Annotated in this window: 28 protein-coding genes and 1 tRNA gene; 22 read left to right on the top strand and 7 right to left on the bottom strand. The window is 48.2% G+C overall.

Annotated features, from left to right (window positions below; translation table 11 throughout):
• From MGMO_RS20070 to MGMO_RS20065, 4 genes are all read left to right on the top strand, one after another.
• A partial coding sequence (locus MGMO_RS20070; RefSeq protein ID WP_161808508.1) for a hypothetical protein occupies positions 1 to 295 on the top strand: 295 nt, incomplete at its 5' end.
• Between the two features lie 198 nt (positions 296 to 493).
• On the top strand, positions 494 to 1,252 hold the full coding sequence (locus MGMO_RS14960) for an SDR family oxidoreductase (RefSeq protein ID WP_023495899.1): 759 nt from the start codon (positions 494 to 496) through the stop codon (positions 1,250 to 1,252).
• Between the two features lie 36 nt (positions 1,253 to 1,288).
• A complete protein-coding gene (locus tag MGMO_RS14955; protein ID WP_023495898.1) occupies positions 1,289 to 1,726 on the top strand; it encodes a DUF7079 family protein in 438 nt (145 codons plus the stop codon).
• 38 nt (positions 1,727 to 1,764) lie between these two features.
• On the top strand, positions 1,765 to 1,920 hold the full coding sequence (locus MGMO_RS20065) for a hypothetical protein (protein ID WP_161808507.1): 156 nt from the start codon (positions 1,765 to 1,767) through the stop codon (positions 1,918 to 1,920).
• 10 nt (positions 1,921 to 1,930) lie between these two features.
• On the opposite strand, the gene MGMO_RS14950 is transcribed toward MGMO_RS20065, so the two are convergent.
• Entirely contained in the window at positions 1,931 to 3,058 is a 1,128-nt protein-coding gene (locus MGMO_RS14950) for an inorganic phosphate transporter (RefSeq protein ID WP_023495897.1), read from the bottom strand.
• Positions 3,059 to 3,354: 296 nt separating this feature from the next.
• Here MGMO_RS14950 and lplT point away from each other — a divergent pair, with 296 nt between their 5' ends.
• The 4 genes from lplT (at position 3,355) to MGMO_RS14930 (ending at position 7,261) form a co-directional block, all read left to right on the top strand.
• Positions 3,355 to 4,524 carry a lysophospholipid transporter LplT gene (gene lplT, locus MGMO_RS14945; protein ID WP_023495896.1) on the top strand — a complete coding sequence of 390 codons (1,170 nt, stop codon included), beginning with the start codon at positions 3,355 to 3,357 and terminating at the stop codon, positions 4,522 to 4,524.
• Positions 4,525 to 4,566: 42 nt separating this feature from the next.
• The gene (locus MGMO_RS14940) at positions 4,567 to 5,880 is read left to right on the top strand and encodes a YihY/virulence factor BrkB family protein (protein ID WP_023495895.1); all 1,314 of its coding nucleotides are present in this window, start codon (positions 4,567 to 4,569) and stop codon (positions 5,878 to 5,880) included.
• A gap of 69 nt (positions 5,881 to 5,949) precedes the next feature.
• Positions 5,950 to 6,357: a gamma-glutamylcyclotransferase family protein gene (locus MGMO_RS14935; RefSeq protein ID WP_023495894.1), complete on the top strand. Its 408-nt coding sequence runs from the start codon at positions 5,950 to 5,952 to the stop codon at positions 6,355 to 6,357.
• A gap of 154 nt (positions 6,358 to 6,511) precedes the next feature.
• Entirely contained in the window at positions 6,512 to 7,261 is a 750-nt protein-coding gene (locus MGMO_RS14930; RefSeq protein WP_023495893.1) for an aldolase, read from the top strand.
• 89 nt (positions 7,262 to 7,350) lie between these two features.
• Here MGMO_RS14930 and MGMO_RS14925 read toward each other — a convergent pair whose 3' ends face one another.
• The 4 genes from MGMO_RS14925 to folB all read right to left on the bottom strand — a co-directional run bounded on the left by MGMO_RS14925 (position 7,351) and on the right by folB (position 9,724).
• On the bottom strand, positions 7,351 to 7,626 hold the full coding sequence (locus MGMO_RS14925; protein ID WP_023495892.1) for an EscU/YscU/HrcU family type III secretion system export apparatus switch protein: 276 nt from the start codon (positions 7,624 to 7,626) through the stop codon (positions 7,351 to 7,353).
• Positions 7,623 to 8,813 (bottom strand): flagellar hook-length control protein FliK, encoded by a 1,191-nt coding sequence (fliK, locus tag MGMO_RS14920; RefSeq protein WP_023495891.1) that lies wholly within the window; start codon positions 8,811 to 8,813, stop codon positions 7,623 to 7,625. The genes MGMO_RS14925 and fliK overlap by 4 nt, the downstream gene beginning before the upstream one ends.
• A 67-nt stretch (positions 8,814 to 8,880) precedes the next feature.
• Positions 8,881 to 9,369 (bottom strand): 2-amino-4-hydroxy-6-hydroxymethyldihydropteridine diphosphokinase, encoded by a 489-nt coding sequence (gene folK / locus MGMO_RS14915; protein ID WP_036308338.1) that lies wholly within the window; start codon positions 9,367 to 9,369, stop codon positions 8,881 to 8,883.
• Between the two features lies 1 nt (position 9,370).
• On the bottom strand, positions 9,371 to 9,724 hold the full coding sequence (gene folB, locus MGMO_RS14910) for a dihydroneopterin aldolase (protein WP_023495889.1): 354 nt from the start codon (positions 9,722 to 9,724) through the stop codon (positions 9,371 to 9,373).
• A gap of 96 nt (positions 9,725 to 9,820) precedes the next feature.
• On the opposite strand from folB, the gene plsY reads away from it, so the two are divergent.
• Both plsY and MGMO_RS14900 read left to right on the top strand, forming a co-directional pair.
• Positions 9,821 to 10,390, top strand: coding sequence for a glycerol-3-phosphate 1-O-acyltransferase PlsY (gene plsY, locus MGMO_RS14905; RefSeq protein ID WP_036308344.1), 570 nt, complete (start codon positions 9,821 to 9,823; stop codon positions 10,388 to 10,390).
• Positions 10,391 to 10,487: 97 nt separating this feature from the next.
• Entirely contained in the window at positions 10,488 to 10,922 is a 435-nt protein-coding gene (locus MGMO_RS14900) for a hypothetical protein (RefSeq protein WP_023495887.1), read from the top strand.
• 103 nt (positions 10,923 to 11,025) lie between these two features.
• On the opposite strand, the gene tsaD is transcribed toward MGMO_RS14900, so the two are convergent.
• Positions 11,026 to 12,030: a tRNA (adenosine(37)-N6)-threonylcarbamoyltransferase complex transferase subunit TsaD gene (gene tsaD, locus MGMO_RS14895; RefSeq protein WP_023495886.1), complete on the bottom strand. Its 1,005-nt coding sequence runs from the start codon at positions 12,028 to 12,030 to the stop codon at positions 11,026 to 11,028.
• Between the two features lie 110 nt (positions 12,031 to 12,140).
• On the opposite strand from tsaD, the gene rpsU reads away from it, so the two are divergent.
• The 12 genes from rpsU to MGMO_RS14835 all read left to right on the top strand — a co-directional run bounded on the left by rpsU (position 12,141) and on the right by MGMO_RS14835 (position 24,252).
• Positions 12,141 to 12,374: a 30S ribosomal protein S21 gene (gene rpsU, locus MGMO_RS14890; RefSeq protein WP_023495885.1), complete on the top strand. Its 234-nt coding sequence runs from the start codon at positions 12,141 to 12,143 to the stop codon at positions 12,372 to 12,374.
• Positions 12,375 to 12,398: 24 nt separating this feature from the next.
• Positions 12,399 to 12,851 carry a GatB/YqeY domain-containing protein gene (locus MGMO_RS14885; RefSeq protein WP_023495884.1) on the top strand — a complete coding sequence of 151 codons (453 nt, stop codon included), beginning with the start codon at positions 12,399 to 12,401 and terminating at the stop codon, positions 12,849 to 12,851.
• Between the two features lie 16 nt (positions 12,852 to 12,867).
• Positions 12,868 to 14,568 (top strand): DNA primase, encoded by a 1,701-nt coding sequence (gene dnaG, locus MGMO_RS14880; RefSeq protein ID WP_023495883.1) that lies wholly within the window; start codon positions 12,868 to 12,870, stop codon positions 14,566 to 14,568.
• Positions 14,569 to 14,707: 139 nt separating this feature from the next.
• On the top strand, positions 14,708 to 16,513 hold the full coding sequence (gene rpoD / locus MGMO_RS14875) for an RNA polymerase sigma factor RpoD (protein WP_023495882.1): 1,806 nt from the start codon (positions 14,708 to 14,710) through the stop codon (positions 16,511 to 16,513).
• A gap of 18 nt (positions 16,514 to 16,531) precedes the next feature.
• Positions 16,532 to 16,608: transfer RNA gene (locus tag MGMO_RS14870), tRNA-Ile, on the top strand.
• A 65-nt stretch (positions 16,609 to 16,673) separates the two neighbouring features.
• Positions 16,674 to 17,834 carry a methionine adenosyltransferase gene (gene metK / locus MGMO_RS14865; RefSeq protein WP_023495881.1) on the top strand — a complete coding sequence of 387 codons (1,161 nt, stop codon included), beginning with the start codon at positions 16,674 to 16,676 and terminating at the stop codon, positions 17,832 to 17,834.
• Between the two features lie 22 nt (positions 17,835 to 17,856).
• The gene (ahcY, locus tag MGMO_RS14860; protein WP_036308342.1) at positions 17,857 to 19,149 is read left to right on the top strand and encodes an adenosylhomocysteinase; all 1,293 of its coding nucleotides are present in this window, start codon (positions 17,857 to 17,859) and stop codon (positions 19,147 to 19,149) included.
• 191 nt (positions 19,150 to 19,340) lie between these two features.
• Positions 19,341 to 20,186, top strand: coding sequence for a methylenetetrahydrofolate reductase [NAD(P)H] (gene metF, locus MGMO_RS14855; protein ID WP_023495879.1), 846 nt, complete (start codon positions 19,341 to 19,343; stop codon positions 20,184 to 20,186).
• Positions 20,187 to 20,286: 100 nt separating this feature from the next.
• Complete coding sequence (locus MGMO_RS14850; protein ID WP_023495878.1) at positions 20,287 to 21,636, top strand: adenosylmethionine--8-amino-7-oxononanoate transaminase; 1,350 nt, start codon at positions 20,287 to 20,289, stop codon at positions 21,634 to 21,636.
• Between the two features lies 1 nt (position 21,637).
• Positions 21,638 to 22,393, top strand: a complete 756-nt coding sequence (locus tag MGMO_RS14845) for a 16S rRNA (uracil(1498)-N(3))-methyltransferase (protein ID WP_023495877.1) — start codon at positions 21,638 to 21,640, stop codon at positions 22,391 to 22,393.
• The gene (locus tag MGMO_RS14840; RefSeq protein ID WP_023495876.1) at positions 22,383 to 23,300 is read left to right on the top strand and encodes a CPBP family glutamic-type intramembrane protease; all 918 of its coding nucleotides are present in this window, start codon (positions 22,383 to 22,385) and stop codon (positions 23,298 to 23,300) included. Before MGMO_RS14845 ends, MGMO_RS14840 begins: the two co-directional genes overlap by 11 nt.
• Before the next feature lie 205 nt (positions 23,301 to 23,505).
• A complete protein-coding gene (locus tag MGMO_RS14835; protein WP_023495875.1) occupies positions 23,506 to 24,252 on the top strand; it encodes a hypothetical protein in 747 nt (248 codons plus the stop codon).
• A 95-nt stretch (positions 24,253 to 24,347) separates the two neighbouring features.
• On the opposite strand, the gene MGMO_RS14830 is transcribed toward MGMO_RS14835, so the two are convergent.
• The gene (locus MGMO_RS14830; RefSeq protein WP_023495874.1) at positions 24,348 to 24,986 is read right to left on the bottom strand and encodes a DUF2780 domain-containing protein; all 639 of its coding nucleotides are present in this window, start codon (positions 24,984 to 24,986) and stop codon (positions 24,348 to 24,350) included.
• Positions 24,987 to 25,448 lie beyond the last annotated feature (462 nt).

The following is a 25,448-nucleotide window of genomic DNA, read 5'->3' as shown; positions in this document are numbered from 1 at the left end:
ATATGTGGCAAATAAGGTAACCCAATCACAACAAATCACAGCTATCCCGATCCTTATTGCTCTGTTCTTTGTAATTCAAGCCGCTGGTCGAAAGCTTAATAGTAAAATGTCGTTATGGGCAAAAAAATCTGGCCATATGAGTGTCTTTGCGATAACAAATGGAGATCAAGATGCTATTACGAAGAATGCAGCTAGTGCAAGAAATGGTTTCCTAAAGCTAATTGCATCTGGAACCTTTAGTTTTTTATTGAATATTGCCGCAGGAATTGTGTGTTGGTGGCTGGTAGGGGCATAAGGCCGTAATCCTCCCTTGTCCCGTAGTTTGGGCTGAATAAAATGGTGCTCAATATAAATCGAAGCCTGGAATGTTGGGCTTCGCTATCGCTCAACCCAACCTACAAGTCCGTAGGGCGGATTAGCCGCGCAACTTGCCGAATTAGCTCTGCGTTAGGCATAATGGAATCCATAAAGTTAACCAAGGAGAATTTTGACGATGCCTGATCATTATGCGCGTATTGCGATTGTAACCGGTGCCACATCCGGTATTGGTGAAGCCACAGTGAGGAAGCTTGTCTCCGTCGGCTTTGGTGTCATCGGCAATGGGCGCAATGCCGTAAAATTGGCGGCACTTGAGAAAGAAATGGGGTCTGCATTCTGCGGCGTTGCCGGCGATGCGGCTGACAACGCCGTGATCGACCAGATGTTTGCTTCCGCAAGCGGGCATTTCGGTAAGTCGGCAGACATTGTTATCGCCAATGCCGGACGAGGATTGGGCGGGACGGTTAAGGATGCCGACCTGTCGGAGTTTGAGGGCGTAGTCAAAATCAACCTGACCGGCACGTTGGCTTTGCTGCAAAAAGCGGCGCAGCTTATGGTAGATACGCAGCACGATTATCCAAAGTCAGCCGCCGATATTGTGATTGTCGGATCGGTAGTAGGGCGACACATCTCCCCGTTCAGTGCGGTCTACGGTTCCACCAAATTTGCCGTGCATGCGCTGGCTGAAGGGTTGCGGCGCGAAGTCGGCCCGAAAGGGGTTCGCGTCTCATTGGTTGAGCCTGGCATTGTGCTCAGCGGGTTTCAAGCCGTCGCAAACTACAGCGACGAGATGGTTCAGGGCTTTGAAGACAGGTTCGGCCCGTTGCTGGTTGGGGATGACGTGGCAAATGCCATACACTTCATGGTCACGCAGCCGCCCCATGTGCATATTAGCGACATCCTAATTCGTCCCACACGCCAAGATTACCCCTAACTTAAGTGCTGCGAGCTTAATGCTGCGAAGCCTGGAATGTTGGGCCTCGCTAGCGTTCAGCCCAACCCACAAACTGCCCTGATGCTCACCGACGAAGAATTACAACGCCGTAAACCGCTTTGGACAGCCTTATCTGAATTATGGCTGGATACCGAAATCGATACCGTTGATATTCAACGGATTGTCCAAGTCGTAGCCGGATCCAGCTATAGCGTGGCGAAATTAAATGAGATTTACCTGTATGAGGTCGCGCCAGTGGTCGGCGCAAACCTGCTAATCCCAGCCGGGGCATGGCAGGGCTTCGATGAAGAATGGCTACATACCGAGGCACGCAAACGCGCGGAATCCCGTAGCTTGTGGTTACGTTTCTGGGTGTGGTCTGACTTTGGCCGTAAACTCATGACCTATGCAACCGAAGAACACTGGCAAAAAATTATCGCCCAAGTGCAAACGGGAAATACATCGGCAACGTAGGCCAATCAACAGGAAACCCTGAACTTGTGATTCCGCTCATGGTTCGACGACCAAAGGAAGTGCCAGTGGTGCAAGCTCACCACGAACTGAATCAACATCTTACCGTTCGTCCTGAGCCTGTCGAAGGACTTAATCAGGGTTACCTTGAAAATACTCCGGTGATGCCCATCCCATTGATGGCTTTATCATCGTAAAGCGCAATCGTTAGGCTATGCCCGCATACGTATTTAAAATCGCATAAACGCCCGCTGCGCACAACGCCGCACAAGGCAAGGTCAATAGCCAGGATAGCAAAATGGAGACCATCATGTTTTTATTGGCTTGTTGGGCCGTCAAGCCAATGCCGAATAGGGCGCCCACGGACACATGGGTGGTTGATACGGGCAAGCCCAGCTTACTGGCAAAAATCACCAACATTGCGGTGGTCAAATTAGCCGATAAGCCTTGCCCGTGGCTGATGGTGGTGATTTTATGGCTCATCGTTTCCGCAACCCGACGCGCATTGAGCAATCCACCTGCCGCCATCATCAGCGCAACCAGAATGATTTTTTCTTGCAAGACTAAGGCAGGCGTTAACAACAATAAGGCGGCTATTTTGGGCGTGTCGTTCAATCCACGGGCGAAACAGACCGCACCAGCGCTAAAAAAATGCAGTGCATCAATGGCCCTCCGCAAGTCGATGCCCAAAATGACGCCTGCGTAACGGCTTTCGCAGGCTGACCGGTTATCAATGCTAAGGCTGCGATTTTGCCCGGCAGCCAAAGCACCCGACTGCCCGATGAAAGTGGATACGGCTATTGTCGGCTCATTTTCCAGGCACAGGCATAGCAGGTTGTTGATTGCTTTACGTTGCCGAATTTGCCGGAAACCGCTGTAAACCACGATTGCCAGCACAACAGCAACCAGGGGGCTAAGCAATAACGGTAGGACAAAACTAGCGCCCAAAGCGGAAAATTTAATCGTACCCGTCGCCAATAAGGTGCTGCCCGTTAACGCGCCGACCAACGCGTGGGTGGTCGATATGGGAAACCCCAGGCGGGTTGCCAAAATAACCGTCATGCCGGCACCTGCCGCAACTGCAGTGATAAATGGGATGGATTGGATTAGGCTATCGGGCGCGAGCCCTTTGCCGGAAAACTTGACGAGCAAGGTTTCGGCTAAGAACAACGCGCAAATCGAACCCGCCAGTGTCGTGACCGTCGCCCAGGCCAGCGCAACACGATAGCTCGTTGTGCCGCTACCGAATAAGGAAGCTACGCCCTTAAAATTGTCATTGGCGCCATTGGAATAAGCCAAGAAACAAACGGTAACAAACAAGAGTGCGATGGTCATGCACAGCCCCTTTCAGGTTGTTTTCAAATAAAGAGCTTTCATTATTACAGCTTATCGCCTGATGTGCCATGCTACATTGATTAACATTGTGCATTGCTCGCAGTTTGTTTATAGTCGTTACCTGAACAAAGACAGCGCAGGAGTCCTTCGTCCCCCCAAACGCTGTTCCTGACCGATTCCGCATGGTCGGGTATCCAAGCTACATGGCGGTAAGCAGCACAAACCATTCTTGGCGGAATGACGGAAATAGGCACGTTTTACCAAAAACCGAAGATCATTAAACCCAATAAACCATCATGAATAAACAGATTTATCCCCTGCTGATCGCCCAATTCCTGTCTGCGTTTGCCGATAATGCCATTTTGTTCACGGTGATCGCGATGGTCATGCATTCGCATGAATTACCCACCTGGTACGTCCCGGCCTTGCAAAGCGCATTTTTGGTCGCGTTTGTCGTCCTGGCCCCTTGGGTTGGCGGACTTGCCGACAACCATGCCAAATCCAGGGTGTTGATTATCGCCAATTTAATTAAGGCGGCGGGTGCGGGATTGCTGTTATGCAAGGTGGAACCGCTCCTGGCTTATTGTATCGTCGGCGTGGGTGCGGCGATATACAGTCCTGCCAAATACGGCATCTTGCCCGAATTGGCCGACCATGAGCTTTTGGTGAAAGCCAATAGCTGGATTGAAGGTTCGACCATACTCGCTATCTTGTTGGGCATGGTGGTCGGCGCGAAATTGGCCGATGCCTCCGTTACGATGGCGCTGGCATTAACCATAGTGCTGTTTATCGTTTCTGCCTGCATTACCTTGTTCTTGCCCGTACGCATCGCCAAAACCGAACCCACCGCATCCCAGTTGGTCGAATTCGGCAGGCAAATCGGCCAGTTTTTCGCCACGCCACGTTCCCGCTTCGCCATCCTAGGCGCATCCTTATTCTGGGCATCGGCAGCCACCTTGAGGGTGATTATCGTCGCCTGGGCACCGCTGGTATTGATGTCGCACAATGCGACTGAAATCGCTCAACTGACCTTGTTCCTGGCGATTGGCATCATTGCCGGGTCAGCAATCGTACCTCGCCTGATACAGCTTGAACACATTCGCCGTGTCAGGATTCCGGGCTATGTTATGGCAATCTTTATTGGTGCCTTAAGCCTTACCGACAGCCTGTTCCCTGCGCGTTGCGTGTTGTTTGTCATCGGCATGATGGGCGGCATGTTCATCGTGCCGATCAATGCTGCATTGCAAGAATTGGGGCAACAAAGCATCGGCAGCGGTAGCGCGGTAGCGATGCAAAATTTTTTCCAGAACTTGGCGATGCTACTTGCGGTCGGCGCTTACACGTATGCAACCGCTCAACAAGTTAACCCGGTAATCGCCATGCAAACACTGGGCTCCTTGCTTTTTGCGTTGACTTTCCTGGTGTCGATGAAATTACCGAAAAGAAAGCTGAAACAACAGGTTTAAACAAACTTGGATATTTTTCTTAAATAAGGCTTATAAAATTCGATGATACATGACCTTATCCGATTTGTTAAAGACGATATATGGCTAGTGCACGAGCAAAAACTGCCGCCGCTTAAATCGGCGCTCATCAGGTCACTGAAAATAATCCTCTTGTCTGCCCAAGGTTTTTCCCGCGACCTCTGCCCGCTCAGGGCGTCGGCGCTAACTTTATATAGCCTGTTGTCTATCGTGCCGGTGATCGCCATGCTGTTTGGTGTCGCCAAGGGATTCGGGTTTGAAAAGACGCTGACGGAACGCTTGATCGGGCAAGTCCCCCATCAAGAAACGATGGTCATACAACTCATCAGCTTTGCCCAAAACCTGTTGGAGAGCACGAAAGGCGGTGTGGTGGCCGGGATCGGCATCGTCGTGTTGTTTTGGACGATTATCAGCTTGATCGGCAATATTGAAGAATCCTTCAATTACATCTGGAAAATACCACGGGGCCGTTCCATCAGCCGCAAATACAGCGATTACCTGTCGCTGATGTTGCTCGCACCGATCATATTGATCGTTGCCAACAGTATTTCTGTCCTCCTAAATACGGAGGTCACTTGGCTTATCACGATCATCCAATTGCCGGAAATTGGCACTAGCCTCGTCATTGAGGCCCTGGGTTTGTTGCCTTTGCTGCTGATGGTCGGCTTATTTACCTTCACCTTCATCTTCATGCCCAACCATAAAATCCATTTCCAGGCGGGGTTGATTGCCGGCATTGTGACGGGCATCTTGTACGACTTCTTGCAATGGGCCTATATCAGCCTACAAATCGGGGTGTCCAGCTATAACGCCATTTACGGTAGTTTTGCCGCAATCCCCTTATTTGTCGTTTGGTTACAAATGGGCTGGATGGTTGTCCTGTTAGGTTGTGAAATCGCGTTTTTCCTGCAATATTACGAAAACTACCGGAACAATAACCGCTATTCTAACCTCAGTTTTTCCTTGCAAAAAATCATTGCCTTGCAAGTAACGCATTTACTGATCAAACAATTCAGCCAGTTCAATAAACCGTTGACGGCGGATGAAATAGCGTCAAAACTTTCGCTCCCCATCGCTATCGTGCAGCCCATCTTGTTAAAACTGACTGCCAGCCATATCCTTGTAGCATTCAATATTCCCGAAGAAGAGGACGACGTGTACCAACCTGCCGTCGACACGAATCTAGTGACGATTGTCTTTGTAATTAACGCATTGGAACAAAGCGGTCAAAATCATTTACCCGACATCAACCAGGAGCAGCTATTTATCGAGACGGTCGATGATTTCAGGAAATTGATGGAAACCTCTGAGCGAAATTGTTTGTTGAAGGATGTTTAGTTACCGCAAAAGCTCATTGGCTGGCAACCGCATGCCTACTCGCCTCAAACATTTGTAGCTGAAAATTAAATGCATTGCCCCTTACTGTTCGTCTACGGCACATTGCGCAGGAATACGGGCAAAAAAATGCCCGGCCTGTTGGCAGGATACTCTGACTTTATAGGCTATGCGACCTTCCAAGGGAAACTATACGAAATCGACGACTATCCCGGCGCGACTCCATCAGGTTGTCCATCCGACCTTGTGCATGGCGAAGTTTATCACCTGCGCGAACCCGATTTTTTGTTGCCCCGCCTGGACGAATACGAGGAATGCGGATTGGGCCACCCTGAGCCAGCAGAATACAGCCGTGAACTTCGCGAAGTTCGGCTAATTTGCGGAAAAGCTGTCGCCGCTTGGATTTACTTATATAACCGGCCTACCGATAAGCTCAAGCTGATGCCTTCAGGTGACTTCATTCATCTTGAAAATCACTAATGCCTGTTGTCCAATTACGTTTGATTTTTGGTATTGGCTTTAAATATCAAATCCAACCGATTGACACATCGTAAAAACACCATAAAATTCTGGGTGAACCATTCTGTGTTTAAACCATACAAATGCCTATTACCACCCATATCCACAAAATGTTATGCCTATGCTAAACATGAACGAAGCCGAATGGAATCTTCGCGTAGATTTGGCTGCGACCTTTCATCTCGCGGTCGCCAACAATCTGCATGAAGCGATTGCGAATCATTTTTCTGCCGTCTTACCTGACAATCAGCATTTCCTGGTCAATCCCTTTGGGCTGCATTTTTCGGAAATTACGGCTTCAAACCTGATAGTCTGCGATTTCAATGGCAAAGTGGTCAGGGGCGACGGCGCACCTTCACCATCGGCGCACCATATCCACACCCCTATCCATCGCCTTATCCCGCAAGCCCGTGTGCTATTGCATACGCACCAGCCTTATGCAACGGCACTGACAATGGTTGCCGATGGCCGTTTGGAATGGGCATTGCAAACCACCTGCCGTTTTTACGGTCGGGTCGCTTATGACGGCGATTACGATGGTGTGGCCCTGTCGGATACTGTAGGAGAGCGGATGGCAAAGATACTGGGTAATGCCGAAGTACTGTTCCTGGGCAATCATGGGGTCATAACGGCGGCATCGACGGTGGCACAGGCTTTTGACGACTTGTACTTTATCGAGCGGGTCGCCCAGGCCCAAATCCTGGCGATGAGTACCGGGCGGCCTTTGAGGCAGCTTCCTCTGGAAATGATTGAAAGAGTCGCTACCCAAACCCGCCATGAACGCTTCGATCTTGGCTATATCGAACGCCATTTTGAAGCGCAAAAACGGCTACTTGATAATGCCGGTGGGTTTTATCGACAATGATTCGGATGGCATTGCGTTCAAACCATTCGCATAATCTGCTTCAGCTAGCAACTTGGATGAAGCATGCGTATCCTGGGGGTTCTCGGCTTCTATTCGCCTGGTCTCTTGCCGCTTAGCATATAGGCGAATGCAATGACTTCCGCAATCGCAAGATACAATTCGCGGGGTATTTCATCACCCAATGACATTTTTGAAAGCACTTTAACCAATGCCACATCCGTGTGCAGCGGGATGTTGTTTTCTTTTGCCAGTCCGATGATTTTTTCAGCCGTATCGCCCCTACCCTTTGCGGTTACACGCGGTGCTTTTTTGCCGTCGTAAGACAATGCAATGGCTATATCGGGGGGGTTGATGACATCTTTCATATCCGTTCATCCAGTAAGCTCGGCAGTGCTGAAATATCGGATGTTTTTGTATGGGTAGCCGCACCTTCCAGTGCATTCAGCTTGCCCACCGCCAATCCTGCCTGCGTATAGGAATCGGCAAGATGGGTTAGATTATCTTGCACCAGTGCAGTAAGGGCTTGCTGTTGGCTCCAGAAATAAGTGTCTATCCTGTCATCAACCAGACTGATTCGGCTATGTAATTTTCCCAGTCCGGGCGGATTAAGTTCCAATTCAACCGACCAATTTGCCTTTTCGCTGTTTGTGTTTGACTTGTTTTCGCGACTAATAGCCAGTTGGACAGTATCGGTGTGTTGCCCGTGGATATAGGGGATTTGTATCTGCCAGAAATTTTGCTGCTCTCCGTTTTTAGGTAATGAGGCTAATTGATCGACTACGATACGGGCAATCGCACCTTCGGTTTTGTTTAATAAGGTATTGTCTTTCTCGATGGTTTGGGAGAGTGCCTCTGGCAATCGTTCGGATTGCCCTGCTGAATTAGTCACCTGTTTTAGCTCTACTGTTGGGGCCATTGCGGTATTGGGCACGCTGCCTTTGTCATTCTGCTCGACCTGAATATTTTGCAAGGCATTCGCCAGCGTCAAGAGATGCCCTTTCAAATCGCCTTGCGGCGGCAATTGATTAGCCAGTTTGGCCTCCAAAAAAACGCCCGAATTGCTGACACCCTGTTTAAGGCCTTCCACAGAAACCAAGTCGTCTTTAGCTGGTAAAGCACCTAATACTTGGTTGATTACCGTACTTACGGTATCCGTCTTACCCGATGTTAAGTTAGCCATTTGCCTTAAGGTCACGGCAAAATCAGTCAGGTTTTCCTGTTTCGGCAAAAACTGCCGTAAGGCCTGAAGAACGGCTGCTGTTTCAGGCTGCATGCCTAGCTCTGGGCTAATAATTTTTAATTCCGGTATGGCACCTACTTTAGCCACTTCCAGCTTCAGTGTTTGCCCCAGTTCAAGTACAGTAGGGGTTTGGGCGCGCAGGGTTTGTCCACTGGACAATGTCAGGAGGAAACTGTTCTCTGCCAATTTTGCCGTCACCACCGCGCCCAGGGAATTACCCAGTTGCAATTGCGGTAACAGCGCAGCCAAGTCTTTAGTGCCTGTTAAGGCAGTGGCCGACACCGTACTGGCAGGGATGTTTTTTATTTCCATCAAATGCGCATCAAGAAGAATTAGTAAACTTTATAGCTGATGGTTTAGTTAAAATTCTTTAAATCGACTACCAAACGGGAACTATCCGACGCTGTTTCAGGTTTGATTTGTCAAAGAGATCCCACATTTCCCCATAACGCCTGTGTGAAACCGGATGCCGTAAATGCCCGGCAATCTCAGCTAACGGCTCTAACACAAAGGCGTAGCGCTCGATTTCGTTGCGAGGAATTTGGATACGTCCGTCGTCGATGATAAGGTCTCCATAGAGCAGCAAATCAAGGTCTAACGTGCGGGATGAAAATTTTTTGCACTCGCGGTTGCGGCCATTGTCCAGTTCGATTTGGCGCAATTGAACGACGATTTCCTTTACGTCCAGATCAGACTCAAAACCGGCGACCAAATTGTAAAACGCATCGCCCGAAAAGCCGACGGCTTCAGATTCGTAAACACTGGATAAGATAAGCTTCCCAAAATTTTCCGTAAGGGCCTTGATGCTGGCGGGAATGTGTTTGTCCCTGTCGATGTTGCTGCCGATGCTGATGTACCCGGTTGGCATGTTATTTACGCCCTCGTTCAACAATGATCCCGACATCGCTAGCACCACGAATTGCGCCTTTTTTGTTGAGGGTAACTTTGACCCACGGAACCTTGAATTCATTAATGATAATATCGGCGACTTCCACGGTCAGCCGCTCCACCAGGAAAAAACTGCTGGCCCCAACGAAAGCGATAATGCGCTTGGATACCGCCTTATAATCCAGAGTGTGTTGGATGTCATCGGTTTCAGCCGCTTTTTGGATGTCATAAGCCATTTCTATATCCAGTATGACTGTTTGTTTGGTTTCCCGTTCCCAATCGTAAATACCGATAATGGTCTCGATTTGCAGGCCGCCTAAAAATATTATATCCATCGCAATTTCCGGTTATGATGTTCCGCTTTAAATATGGTCGTTAAGTATCCTGGATATGCGACAGTCTTACAAGTTTTGGATGATGAAGGTGCGTTAATGTTTGAGTGGTTGTTGATACCTGCGGCTTATCTATTGGGATCGGTATCCTGCGCGATTATCACTTGCCGTTTGATGGGCTTGGCCGACCCTCGGGAACAAGGTTCCGGCAATCCGGGCGCAACCAATGTCATGCGGATCGGCGGCAAGAAAGCGGCGGGAATCACCTTATTGGGGGATATGTTAAAAGGCTTCTTTCCCGTTTATTTGGCTAATGTGTTGGGCATGTCCCCTTCGTTGCAGGCATTAGTTGGCTTGGCTGCATTCCTGGGGCATCTTTACCCAATGTTTTTTGGCTTTAAAGGCGGCAAAGGCGTTGCGACTTCATTAGGCGTATTGCTGGGATTTTCCTGGATTTTAGGCTTTACCGTCATCGGCACTTGGCTGTTGGTGTACAAGCTACGCAAGATTTCATCGCTTTCTGCGCTGACTGCTTCGGTTTTGTCGCCGATTTACGCTTGGTTTATTTTGGGTGATAAGGTGATCGCCGGTGCTGCTTTGGTGATGACGGTGCTATTGCTGGTTAGGCATAAGGGGAATATACGGCGGTTGTTGGCGGGGGAAGAATAGTTTAAGCAACTGGATAAAAGCCTAGTTAAATTTAGTGATCGACGCTGACGACCACAAGATCAGGATATCTATTTTTTATAAATGAATGCACAAAAATATGAGTTATATATCTTGGTTTAATAAGCATGGAAATAAACACAAAGTAATAGTTGAAAAACTACAAGCTAAAGGTCTAAGTAAAGAAGAAATAGTGGATTATTTTGACTTCGATAATATGGTGAAGTCTGAATCGGATTTTTGCTATCTCTACGCTGAGAAGAAAAAATGCCACGATGTGAAGCACCTAAACTGTTATCTGTGTGCATGTCCCTTATTTCGATTCAATTCTAATGGCATAGAAAAAATCGGCGAGAAAACTGCTTTTAGTTACTGTGAAGTAAACTCAAAATTTGGGCATCAAGGCATTTTTGGAGATGCCATTCATCAAGACTGTTCACGGTGTACAGTTCCTCATAGCAAAAAGTATGTTTTAAAAAATTACGATGAAAATTGGTTTTCTATCATGGCAAGCTGTGATGTAGAAAATGAATAATCTCAAATTTCGTATGACACTTTACTTGTCGACAACAAGACCAAAATGAGGACTGATCTAGCAGAGTAGGCTCGCTTTCACTGTTTTCCTGAATATCACTAATTTAAAGCAGCTCATTCATCGGCCACCTCGGCCTAGCAAATATCTCCAAATTTTGCTGTTCCCCTCTCAACAACCGCTGGCAACCCGCATAAGCAATCATCGCACCGTTATCGGTGCAAAACTCCGACCTGGGGAAATAGATTTCGCTTTTTTCCAATGCCGCCAAAGCACTTAAGGCAGCGCGGATTTGCTTATTGGCGCTAACACCGCCAGCGACCACCAAGCGTTTAATCCCAGTTTGCTTGATGGCGCGCCTGCATTTGATGCTGAGGGTTTCGGCAACCGCTTGTTGAAAGGCAGCGGCGATGTCGGCCTTGTCTTGGTCGGTTTTTGGGCTGTTGTTAAAAGTGTTGAGCGTAAAGGTTTTTAGCCCGCTAAAGCTGAAATCCAATCCCGGCCTGTCGGTCATAGGGCGGGGAAACTTGAAAGTCGGCTTGCCTTGCTCGGCAAGTTCGGCCAGTTTCGGCCCGCCGGGATAGCCCAAGCCCAACAATTTGGCGGTTTTGTCGAAAGCTTCGCCAGCGGCATCGTCCAATGATTCGCCTAGCAGTTGATAACGGCCTATGCCTTCAACCTGCACCAATAAGGTATGCCCACCGGAAATAAGCAGCGCGACAAACGGAAATGCGGGTGGATTGTCTTCCAACATAGGCGCGAGAAGGTGGCCTTCCATGTGGTGGACGGCGATGGCGGGAATTCCCCAAGCCCACGCTAGGCTACGCGCGGTGGCTGCGCCGACCAGCAATGCCCCCATCAACCCAGGGCCTGCGGTGTAAGCAATACCGCCAATATCACTTTTTTCTAGTCCGCTTTCTTGCAAGGTTTGTTTAATTAACGGAATCAATTTGCGGATATGGTCGCGGGATGCCAATTCCGGCACGACACCACCGTATTCGTTGTGCATGTCCACTTGGCTGTACAAATGGTGGCAAATTAGGCCGCGTTCAGGATGGTAAATGGCAACGCCAGTCTCGTCGCAAGAGGTTTCTATACCTAAAACATACATTGAGTTTTTGAATAATCAAAAATAAGGTTATAATTCGCGGTTCTTTTTATTGCTTCGGTTATTTTGACCGAGCTAAAGACTTTTTTCAGATACTAACATAATGAGGAAGTATGCCTTCAGTAAAACTTAAAGAAAACGAACCTTTTGATATCGCCATTCGCCGCTTCAAGCGCGCCTGTGAAAAAGCCGGTGTGTTGGCAGAAGTGCGCCGCCGTGAATTCTACGAAAAACCCACTTCTGAGCGCAAACGTAAAGGTGCTGCGGCAGTAAAACGCCATTTGAAAAAATTGGCACGCGAACGTTACGCACTCAAGAATTTGCGTCGTGGGCGTCCCGTACTCTAAAATAAGCCATTCGAAAACAAGCAAATGTCAGCGTTGTTAACAGACCTCATCAAGGACGACATGAAAGCCGCCATGAAAGGTGGCGATAAATCCAGGCTGGCCGTTATCCGCTTAATTCTCGCCGCCATAAAGCAAGTCGAAGTGGACGAACGCATCGCCCTGGACGATACGCGTACACTGCAAGTGCTTGATAAAATGCTAAAACAACGCCGCGAATCCATCCGACAATTTGCCGATGCGGGCAGGAATGATTTGGTTGCCATTGAAGAGGCGGAAGTGCTGGTCATCCAGGATTTTATGCCGCAAGCGCTGACGGAAGCGGAAATTGACGGCATGGTAAAAGCCGCCGTTACCGAATCGGGCGCAGAATCGGTAAAGGATATGGGCAAAGTGATGGCCTTGCTCAAGGGTAAAATGCAAGGACGCGCCGATATGTCAGTCGTCAGCGCCAAAATCAAGGCCGCGCTTCCCAACTAAGGTTTCCGCCCTGGCGATGTCCGGCAGGATTCCCAAGCATTTTATCGACGACCTTTTGGCTAGGGTTGATATTGTCGACTTAATTGATTCCCACGTCCCGTTAAAGAAAACTGGCGCGAACTATGTCGCGCGATGTCCGTTTCATACCGAAAAAACCCCCAGTTTTTCAGTCAGCCGCAACAAACAGTTTTTCCATTGCTTTGGATGCGGCGCAAGCGGCAATGCCATTGGCTTTCTGATGGACTTCAACCATCTGGACTTTGTTGAAGCTGTTGAAGATCTTGCCACTTTTGCGGGCGTTGAAGTGCCTAGGGAAGCGGTTGATTTTAATGGAACGAAGCCAAAACAAGAAAACACCAATGACCTTTATGACCTGCTGGAGCAAGTGGCGACTTATTATGAACGTTGCCTGCGGACACAGGAGACCGGAAAAAAAGCCGTCAATTATCTAAAATCCAGGGGCATTAATGATGAACTGGCAAAAGCGTTCATGCTCGGTTATGCGCCTGATGAATGGCAAGCGTTAGCCAATCGCTTCGACCAAAAGCCGCTAATCCAAACAGGCATGTTGATTGACAAGGAAGGGCGGGCATATGACCGCTTTCGGGGCAGGATCATGTACCCAATCCGCGATAAGCGCGGTCGGGTTGTCGGTTTTGGCGGTCGAGTCCTTGATGATTCCTTGCCTAAATACCTGAATTCACCCGAAACGGCTATTTTCCATAAAGGCAAGGAAGTGCATGGCCTGTTTGAGCTGTTACGCAATAACGGCAAACCCAAGCGCATACTAATCGTTGAAGGTTATATGGATGTGATTGCCTTGGCAGGTCGTGGCATCCATTATGCGGTAGCAACCTTGGGTACTGCCACGTCGCAAACCCATCTTGACTTATTGTTCCGCTTTTCAGCGGAACTGGTGTTTTGCTTTGACGGTGATAACGCCGGGCGTGAAGCCGCATGGCGAGCAATGGAACCTGCTTTTAGTGCACTTAAGGATGGCCGACAAGTCCGTATTATGCTCTTGCCGCAACAACACGATCCCGACTCCCTGGTGCATGAAGAAGGCATGGACAAGTTCGAAGAACGTATCCGGCAATCCCAACCCTTATCCGATTACTTTTTTAGCGCCTTATCAAGCGGCCTTAACCTAAATGAAATGGAAGCTAGGTCACAATTGGTCAATAAGGCAACGCCTTACTTGGAGAAACTGACTCAAGGCGTGTTTCGGGACATGATGTTTGCCAAGTTAAACGAATTGACCCGTTCAAACAGGCTGGATGTTTCGGGGAAATCAACTAGACTTCCACAAAAACCACTAACCAACAGGAAACAAGGCAATCGAACTTTGCCATTGCCTTTGCCCCGACGGATTTTAGCGCTTTTAATACAACATCCTGAATTAATTAGTAAAGTTGAAAAAAATGAAATTATTTGGGACGGATTGGAATTTCCGGGCATTCATTTGTTCAAAGACATCCTTACGGGTGTTTTGGAAAAAAAACCGGCCACTACAGCAATATTATTGGAACATTACCGAAATCATCCCAATGAAAAAATTGTCAAAACCTTAGCATCATTGGAATTGTTCCCCCAAGATCAACAAGTTGATGCAAGGTGGCTGGAAAATGAATTTAGCAATGGTTTTGACAATTTGCTCGTCCAAGCCAGAAAGGAAGCTGATTTTCAAAAATTGCTCGCCAAAGACAAAAAACAATAATAAGTCAGAAAAGGAATTCTTATGCAAGCTATCGGGGACTTAAATCAGGACGGTGCTTTTTGACTAAATTTATAGTACAATTTTCTGTTGGGTTCTGTGGCTTTTAACTGAAGTAATGCATAGGTATAATGGGTAAAATATGAATCAAGATCAGCAATCTCAACTTAGGCAATTGATTGCCAAAGGCAAAGCCCAGGGATATCTGACGTATGCCGAGGTGAATGACCATCTGCCTAGCGATATTTCCGATCCCGAACAAATAGAAGAATTCATTGGGACGATCAATGACTTAGGCATTCAGGTCTATGAAACTGCGCCAGACGATGATTCGCTGATTACCGATTCAGCCGCCGTAACTGCGGATGACGAAGATGCGGAAGAAGTTGCCGCACTGGCATCTGTCGACAGCGAGTTTGGCCGAACGACCGATCCAGTACGCATGTATATGCGTGAGATGGGTTCAGTAGAACTATTGACCCGTGCGGACGAACTAAAAATAGCCAAGCGTATAGAAGAAGGCCATCACCAGTTAGTAAAGGCCATTTCACGTTCTTGTGTTGTGGTTGAAGATGTCTTGCAATCGTTTGATTCCATTTCCGAAGAAGAAAGCGGCTTCAGGTTGACAGATATGATTTCCGGATTTGTTGACCTGAGCGAGCCTGAGGATTTGCTATCTAGCCCTGCAGCCATCGAGGCAGTAGAAGTTGCCAGTCCAGAGGATGATGCAAAAGGCCTCAATTACGAAGAAGTCAAAGAAAAAATTGACCAACTCAGAGAGCAATTGAAAACGGCTTCTGCCGCCATCAATAAATATGGGTATGTTAGCGAACAGACCGACCAAGCTTTTGACGCATTAGCTAACTTGTTCATGGAATTCAAGTGGACATCGCAATATCTGAAAAAACTCTCGGCAATCATACCTGACGGGGTGGCTATTGTTCGGACTCAGGAGCGATTGATACACGATATTTTCGTGAAAAAGGCAAAAATGCCCCGGCAGGATTTTATTGCGGCTTATACGGACAAAGAAATCAGCTCAAATTGGCTCGACCACTATTTGGACGACAGCAATCCGTATTCGCCAGTCCTGAAATTGCATGAAAAGGATCTACGTAAGGCACAGAAAATATTGTCTGACTGCGAGGTCCAATATGGCCTGACTATTAGCGGTCTAAAGGACATCAACCGTCGTATCTCTATCGGTGAAGCGAAAGCAAGACGCGCCAAGAAAGAAATGATCGAAGCGAATTTACGTTTGGTCATTTCCATAGCAAAAAAATACACTAACCGCGGGTTGCAATTCCTAGACTTGATACAAGAAGGCAATATCGGCCTTATGAAAGCAGTCGATAAGTTTGAATATAGGCGTGGTTATAAATTTTCAACCTACGCAACCTGGTGGATCAGGCAAGCAATCACCCGTTCCATTGCTGACCAAGCCAGGACGATCCGAATTCCAGTACACATGATTGAAACCATCAATAAGCTGAACCGGATTTCAAGGCAGATACTCCAGGAATTAGGCCGTGAAGCGACACCGGAAGAATTGGCAGTACGTATGGAAATGCCAGAAGACAAAGTCCGCAAGGTATTAAAGATTGCCAAAGAGCCTATTTCTATGGAAACACCAATAGGTGATGACGAAGATTCGCATTTAGGCGACTTTATAGAAGATTCAAGAGTGCTTTCACCCGTAGAGGCGGCAACCATCGCCGGATTGCGTGAATCGACCCAAAATGTGCTGGCTGGTTTGACCGCGAGGGAAGCTAAGGTTTTACGTATGCGCTTTGGCATCAACATGAACACCGACCACACCCTGGAAGAAGTCGGCAAGCAGTTTGATGTTACCCGTGAGCGCATCCGCCAAATCGAAGCGAAAGCCTTGAGGAAATTGCGTCATCCGTCCAGGTCAGAGCAGTTACGCTGCTTTCTGGATGGCGAATAACCCGTGTTTTGATACACCGGGCCCTTAGCTCAGTTGGTTAGAGCATCCGACTCATAATCGGCAGGTCGTAGGTTCAAGTCCTACAGGGCCCACCACTCGTGTAAATAATCTGCCAATGTATTGGTTATAAAGTTTCTATTTAAGTTAAGGTGATATTATAGTGAGCAATAACTTCATATTTACATCAGAATCCGTTTCTGAAGGCCATCCCGACAAGGTTGCAGACCAGATTTCTGATGCAGTGCTTGATGCTTTATTGGCGCAAGATCCGCGATCCCGCGTCGCTTGTGAGACCTTAGTCAAAACCGGTATGGTCGTGTTGGCGGGTGAAATTACCACGGATGCCTGGGTAGACATGGAAGAACTGGTACGGAAGGTCGTCTGCGACATTGGGTACGATAACGGTGACATTGGTTTTGATGGCAAAAGCTGCGCTGTCCTGAATGCGATAGGCAAGCAATCACCCGACATTGCAATGGGTGTGGACGAAGGCGAAAACCATGAACAAGGTGCGGGTGACCAAGGCTTGATGTTTGGCTATGCCAGCAACGAAACCGATGTGTTAATGCCGGCCCCTATTACCTATTCGCATTTGCTGGTCAAACGCCAATCCGAAGTCCGCAAGAACAAGACCTTGCCCTGGTTACGTCCTGATGCCAAAAGCCAAATTACCTTCCGTTACGAAAACGACAAGCCTGTCGCCATTGACGCGGTGGTGTTATCCACCCAGCATTCGCCAGAGATAAGCGCCAAAGCCATTTACGAAGCGGTCATGGATGAGATCATCCTGCCTATCTTACCGAAAGAGTGGCTGCATAAAGACACGAAGTATTTTATTAACCCAACGGGGAATTTTGTTATTGGCGGCCCAGTAGGCGATTGCGGGTTGACGGGGCGTAAAATTATCGTCGATTCTTATGGCGGTATGGCAAGGCACGGTGGTGGAGCGTTCTCCGGCAAGGATCCTTCAAAAGTGGATCGCTCAGCCGCTTATATGGCACGGTATGTGGCAAAGAATATCGTGGCGGCAGGCTTAGCGGAACGTTGTGAAATCCAGGTATCTTATGCGATTGGTGTTGCCGAACCGACTTCCATCAGCGTAGATACCTTTGGTACAGGGAAGCTTGCTGAAGACCGCTTAGTGCAAATCGTCCGCGAACATTTTGACCTCCGCCCTAAAGGCTTGATCGCCATGCTTGATTTGCTTAAACCAATCTATCAACCGACCGCATCGTACGGACATTTTGGTCGCACAGAAGAGTCATTCAGTTGGGAAAAAACCGACAAAATCGAGATATTAAGAGATGCAGCAGGCCTTTAACAAATCTACCGAAGAGAATCAAATGAGCCAACCAGACTATAAAGTAGCAGACATTGCCCTGGCTGAATGGGGTCGTAAAGAAATCAATATCGCCGAAACTGAAATGCCGGGCTTGATGGCCTTGCGTAAGGAATTCGGCCCTGCAAAACCCTTAAAAGGTGCGCGAATTGCCGGTTGTCTGCACATGACCATCCAAACTGCGGTGCTGATCGAAACCTTGACTGCATTGGGTGCGGAAGTGCGCTGGTCGTCCTGCAATATATTTTCCACTCAAGACCATGCGGCGGCTGCAATAGCTGCGGTAGGCATTCCCGTATTCGCTTGGAAGGGGGAAACCGAAGCCGAAGCTGACTGGTGCATAGAACAAACGATAATCGGCCCTAACGGTTGGCGACCCAATATGATCCTGGATGATGGCGGCGACTTGACCAACATGATGCACGACAAGTTTCCCGAACTGATGGCCGATGTCAAAGGCTTGTCGGAAGAAACCACCACGGGTGTTTTGCGCTTATACGAACGGGTTGCCAAAGGTACATTGAAAGTCCCCGCTTTTAACGTCAATGATTCGGTAACCAAATCCAAATTCGATAACTTGTACGGTTGCCGCGAGTCTTTGGTCGATGGTATCAAGCGTGCAACGGATGTCATGATCGCCGGAAAAATCGCCGTGGTCTGCGGTTATGGTGATGTCGGCAAAGGTTGTGCCCAATCCCTGCGGGGTCTTGGTGCGACCGTTTGGATTACCGAAATCGACCCGATTTGTGCGTTACAGGCTGCGATGGAAGGCTATCGTGTTGTGACGATGGATGAGGCCGCTCCTATCGCCAATATTTTTGTAAGCGCGACCGGTAATGTCCATGTGATTAACAGTAAGCACTTATTAGCTATGCGTGATCAGGCTATCGTCTGCAATATCGGTCATTTCGATTCTGAAATTGATATTGCTTCCCTGCGCCAATACACCTGGGAGAATATCAAGCCGCAAGTCGATCACGTGATTTTCCCTGATGGCAAACGCATCATTATCCTGGCGGAAGGCCGCTTGGTTAACTTGGGTTGTGCAACCGGACACCCCAGTTTCGTGATGTCCAATTCCTTTTGCAACCAAGTCCTGGCGCAATTGGAACTGTGGCAAAACGCGGCAAGTTACGAGAATAAGGTTTATATCCTGCCTAAAAAATTGGACGAAAAAGTGGCGCGGTCACACCTGGAACAAATCGGCGTGAAACTGACCGTGCTGACTGAACAGCAGGCAAAATATATCAATGTTCCGGTCGAAGGGCCTTATAAGGCAGATCATTACCGTTATTGATTGGCATTGAGAAAAGTAGGTTGGGTTAGACGCACATGGCAAGTTTGCTAAACAAATGTTGGACTCTCCGTGCGTCGTAACCCAACATTTGGTTACCATAACTGCGATTGTTGGGTTACGACGCGCTTAAGCGTTTTTCAGGTTTTGTCACTTTACTGTATGCGCGTCTAACCCAACCTACACATTCTGAAATGCAATCACAAAAAAATCATCCGCAACCATTCAGTTTTGAATTTTATCCCCCAAAGACTGAGGAAGGCGCGGCTAATTTACAGCTAGTCCACACTAAGCTGGCTGAACAAAACCCCGAATTCTTTTCTGTCACCTTTGGTGCTGGCGGTTCTACCCGTGACAAAACTTTTGATACCGTTGTCGATATACAGCAGAAAGGCATCGCCGCCGCGCCGCATTTGTCCTGCGTAGCTTCGACCAAGGAAAACATACGCTCTATCCTTAAAAGCTACCAAGAACATGGCATATCCAAGATCGTCGCGTTACGCGGCGACTTACCGTCCGGTATGATGTCGGCGGGGGAATTTCGTTATGCCAACGAACTGGTGGCATTTATCCGCCAGGAAACAGGCGATGATTTCGAAATTCATGTGGCAGCCTACCCAGAAGCGCATCCTCAAGCATCCAGCGCAGCCGAGGACTTCAAAAACTTTAAGCGTAAGGTGGAAGCGGGTGCAGACGCAGCGATTACCCAATATTTTTATAATGCCGAGGCGTATTTTTATTTCCTGGACTTATGTGAAAAGAACGGCATCACCATTCCCATAGTCCCGGGGATCATGCCGATTACCCAATATGCCCAACTATTCCGCTTTTCGGAAATGTGCGGCGCGGACATTCCCCGCTGGCTACGCAAACGCTTAGAAGGGTTTGGCGATGACCGCACATCGATCCAAGCTTTCGGCTTGGACGTAGTCAGCGATCTTTGCCAGCGGTTGTTGGATGGCGGTGCGCCGGGTTTACATTTCTATACGATGAACCAATCCGCTCCCACATTGGCAATCTTAGGGAATTTACGGCAATAATTTACCCTATAACGTTAGCTTCGATTAACATGAAAGAAGCTAAAGCCCCTGTGATCGAGCGTATTGTGAATTAGCCGCGCTTGTTACATAGTCCACACCCATGACCAATCCTTCCTTATCCCAACGCGACCTTTCTGTTTTGTGGCATCCCTGCACACAAATGAAAGACCATGAAACTTTCCCACCCATCCCCATCAAAAAAGGGCAAGGCGCTTGGCTGGAGGATTTCGACGGCAACCGTTACCTGGATGCGGTCAGTTCGTGGTGGGTTAACCTGTTCGGTCATTGTAACCCCATAATCAATGCGGCATTAAAAGACCAGCTAGACACATTGGAACACGTTATTTTTGCGGGTTTCACACATGAATCTGCGGTCAAACTGGCGGAAAGCTTGATAGAAGCCAGCCCACCAGGGCTAACTCGTTGTTTTTACGCAGACAACGGTTCAGCGGCGGTGGAAGTTGCGCTCAAGATGAGTTTTCATTACTGGCGTAATTGGGGTGCCATAAAAAAAACCAAGTTCATTGCGCTGGAAAACAGCTACCACGGCGAAACCTTGGGGGCTTTGGCCGTGGGTAACGTGCCGCTGTATAAGGAAACTTATGCAGCGTTGTTGATGGAGGTGATTACGGTTCCCAGCCCCGATTGCTATCACCGTGCCCCCGGCGAATCCTGGATGGATTATTCATCACGCCGTTTTGAGTTGATGGAAAACGCCCTGCGCGATCATGCCGAGTCGGTTTGTGCAGTGATTGTCGAACCGCTGGTGCAATGTGCGGGTAATATGCGGATGTACGATCCGGTATACTTGCAATTGTTGCGCGAGGCTTGCGACCGATACCATGTGCATTTGATAGCCGATGAGATTGCCGTCGGATTTGGTCGCACAGGAACCTTATTTGCTTGCGAACAAGCCGCCATCAGCCCGGATTTTATGTGCTTGTCCAAAGGCTTGACGGGCGGCTATCTGCCCTTGTCGGCGGTATTAACCACCGACAAGATTTATCGTACATTCTACGACGATTACCAAAAACTGACGGCGTTTTTACATTCGCACAGCTATACGGGCAATGCGTTGTCATGTCGCGCAGGATTGGCAACGCTGGAAATATTTCAGCAGCAGGACATCATCGCAAAAAACCGGATCTTGGCAAAGACAATGGCAAAAGTAGCGGCGAGATTCCATGACCACCCGCATGTTGCCGAAGTCAGGCAAATGGGTATGATCGTGGCGATTGAACTGGTCAAAAACAAGCTCACCCGAGAACCTTATCCCTGGCAGGAGCGACGCGGGTTGCGGGTTTATCGCTATGCCTTGTCGAAAGGCGTCTTGTTACGGCCGCTAGGAGATGTCATTTATTTTATGCCGCCATACATTATTACCGAGGACGAATTACGGTTAATGGCAGATGTCGCTTGGGACGGCATACAGCTAGTGGTAAAGGGTTAAAATGCGGGTTTCCAGGTTGTATGTTGATTTACCCTTGGTCTCGAACGAGCAAGTCGAACTGGACGAGGACGGTGGGCACTATGTCAGGACGGTGCTACGGCTAAAAAAAGACGATGCCATCATCCTGTTTAATGGCAGGGGCGGGGAATATGCCTGCGTACTTGCTGAAGTCAGCCGAAAAACGGTACGGATTAAGGTTAATGCATGGTCTGGGCGCAGCATAGAATCGCCGTTATCTATTACCTTAGGTTTAGGAATTTCGCGGGGCGACCGCATGGATTGGTCAGTGCAAAAAGCGGTAGAATTGGGCGTAAATCAACTTGTGCCAATCATAACCGAGCGTTGCGTCGTGCAACTTAAAGGTGAAAAAAAATTGCAGCGCTTGCAACATTGGCAAAAAATCGTCCAACATGCAGCCGAACAAAGCGGCAGGACTGTATTGCCGGAAATGACTGAAATAGCAACCTTACAAAATTGGGTAAGCGACCAGCATGGCTTAAAAATGTTTCTCGATCCTTACGCGGACTTATCAATGGCACAACTGCATCCTGATGGTATGGAAATTACCTTATTGACGGGCCCCGAAGGCGGATTTGCCGACCAGGAGCGCAGCATTGCCAAAGCGGCGGGATTTACTCCAGTGCGTTTGGGGAACCGGATATTGCGTACAGAAACCGCCGCCATTGCCGCAATAGCCGCCGCGCAAATGTTGTGGGGAGATTTTGCTCTCGAAGGACGGGACACTGATGACGGATGACAGAAAACAGGCAGGAAGCCCTCCTCCAAGCTTATACCTTCTATACGCCCTCGCGCCATGGTTGGTATTGATGGCCGCTACGTTCCTCGCCTGCGTCCTCGCTTATTTCATGGTGTCGATATGGCCTGATGGCCCATCATTTCGGACAATCATTAAAAAATCTACCCAATTATTTTTGGTGTTGAGTATTTTTCCTGCAATGCGTTATCTGGGCTTAAGCAGAATTGACCTAGGCTTTTCATCAAAACCCCTATTTTTTAAACAATTAGGGCAAGGCGTTGGATTAGGCTTTATCACCTTAATGCCCGTGTTCATAGCTCTTTACCTGTTAGGCGTAAATATCGTTGATGAATCCCAACATTGGTCATGGGCATGGTTTGGTAAAAAACTCATCATTGAATTGCTGTTGGCACTGCTGATTTCATTATTTGAAGAACCCGTTTTCAGGGGGATTTTACTGGCAGGGCTAGGCAAAAATTTGTCCGCCAAAGCGGCAATTGCGATTAGCGCATTTTATTATGCCATCCTGCATTTTTTGGATACTAAAACGCAAATTCCTATGGCGGAACTTAATGTGTTCAGCGGCTTTAAATTGTTGGGCGACGCTTTCACGCATTTACTGAACCCTGGGATTCTATCGGCATTCTTTGCACTATTCGCGGTCGGCGTGTTTTTGGGCGTACTTAGAACTCAGGTGAAAGCCAGTTTAGGGCTTTGTATTGGCTGCCATGCTTGCTGGGTTTGGCTAATTAAACTAAATAATGGGGCATTTAACGTCAACCCAAATTCTGGGCACCTTTATCTAGTCAGTAGCTACGACGGCGTAATCGGACCATTGGTCACGGCGTGGTTGACCTTCGCGATTGTCGGCTACTTTATATATCGACGGATTAATTATCAACGATAGCGACAGCCGATCCCCTTATTCTTTCTCGTCAGATGGCATTGGGCTAGCCATAAATATTATTATCCAATCGTTTTTCTAACTCCATAAGCTTACGATAGGAACAGACAGCAAAGAGCCAGGCAGCATTCCTAAACAAGCGCTAAAATAAATGGCGGAATGGGTATTTACAGATAACAAAAATGACTGAAGTCCTAAGAGGAGCATTGTGCAAACTCGTAAGATAGCCGTTAGCCTAACGATGATGGCTTTCCTGTTTAGCAGTGCCGCTTTTCCTGCCACCAACAAAGCGAAAGTAAAGCCGAAGCCGACAAGATCCAAACTTCAGCAAAAGCGTTTAAAAATCAACCCCATGACCGATTATGAAGGGGCATGGATTGCCAATATCGAAACCGATGTTTATCGGGCAGGCACGTTCGAAAATATAACCCTCGGTTATTCGTCAAATAACGGTTGGGATATAAGCCTGTCATTACTCAATACCCAGGTACTAGGCAATAACAACCATTTTCAAGGCAACACTTTTTTAAACATCGCCAAAACATTTGAGATCAGTAACGATTATGCAATCACACTGGGCACACAAAATGGCGTTGACTTGGTCAATGCACGACCGCAACTGTGGTTTAATTTTAGCTTTTTAGACAATCGCTTTGACCCGACGCCCTGGTTACTGCTGCACGGCGGCCCGTACCTGGCAAATGCGGCAATAACAGGGACATCCCAGCAAGTGGGTTTCCTGACTGGGACTGAAATCACTTTCATCCAAAACAAATTGTCCTTGCAGATGGATTATATCAGCGGCCACCATTCCTTATCGGGCGCCACCGTCAGCATGCTTTATAACTTAACGCCACGTTGCCAAATCTATCTGGGCGTGTTAGTCCCAGAACAAAATAACGGCAATGAATTCGCTGGGATTATGGGTTTTAACTTTTCAACCCACAACTTATAGTGCCGCAAGAAACGGGGATTACCGCGCCCCGACTTTCCCTTAACTTCGGTTGGTGCAGCAATTGAGCGGCTAACATTCACCGAACGCGATTTCGGTTAAGGCAACAAAGCGCTTTGCAATAAACCCATTGTTGAAGAACCGCCTGTACCTTGTACGTATTGTAATATGATAGGGATAAACTGGTTCATCATGCCAGAACCCATGCCCAAGCTCTGGAACGAACTCACCAGTGCGGCCATGTTGCCAAGGCTACTCCCGCCTAGCGCACTGGCTGCACTCCCCATAAGGCTCCCTGCACCAGAAACAGACCCTCCCAAGGCAGGCGCTGCCGCCAAAAGCTGGCCCATCCCTGGCACAGCATTACTGAGCAGGCCGAAACTTGTCGGACTCATACTTTGTTGTGCCATAGAAAAAATAGAGCCAGCACCACCCATTGCTTGGGTGGGGGTGATACCCAATTGCTGAACTAAAATATTCACCAGGCTGGGTACCTGCCCAGCCAAAGGTGCGCCACCGGCGACACTCCCTGCCATCCCTGCCGCAGTTCCCACAGAAGGCAGTTGCCCTGCCGCCGAAACAGCCGAAGGCATTCCAACTGACGGGATTTGACCCGTTACCGTTTCGGCAGGCGACAATCCCGCACCGCCGCTTTGAGCAACTTCCTGGGGTGCGATTGCGCACCCTGCGATAACCAGAACCGCCACAAATGTCACCCTATTTGTCAATTTTTTCATTGCGTTGAACTCCCGTGATTGTTTTTGAAAAAGCGCATTTGCCGAAAGAATTATTCTTAGATTTTGACCCTAAAACAGGTAAAGTCAATATTGAAATAAACTGATCTTTGCTTGACTATAGCCTTGCCTGTACCAGCTACCTTAATGCCAACCTGATGGAGCACTTTTTGTGGCTGCTTTCCTGGAATCTAGCGGCACAGATCCCATCATCCCTACTAACCTTACTGGAATACTCAGAAAATTTTTATCGGGTGCTACGAATGGCAGAAAAGACACTCGCACATCAGTTTAGATGCAGCAAAATATATTTTTCACGGGGCAAAGGCTGTCAATCTTATTGGAATACCCGAATTAACTTAGGGGCTGTTCTCAATTACTTTAACAAATAACCGAAAGCCATTGTAAAATATAGTTTTCACAGTTATTTTGTTATGGTCAGAACGGTCTTGAGTGATACAAAAT

It is taken from the genome of Methyloglobulus morosus KoM1, assembly GCF_000496735.2.
In the GTDB taxonomy this organism is placed as follows: domain Bacteria; phylum Pseudomonadota; class Gammaproteobacteria; order Methylococcales; family Methylomonadaceae; genus Methyloglobulus; species Methyloglobulus morosus.
Note: the sequence above shows the minus strand (reverse complement) of the source record. Positions and strands in the feature narration are given on the sequence as shown.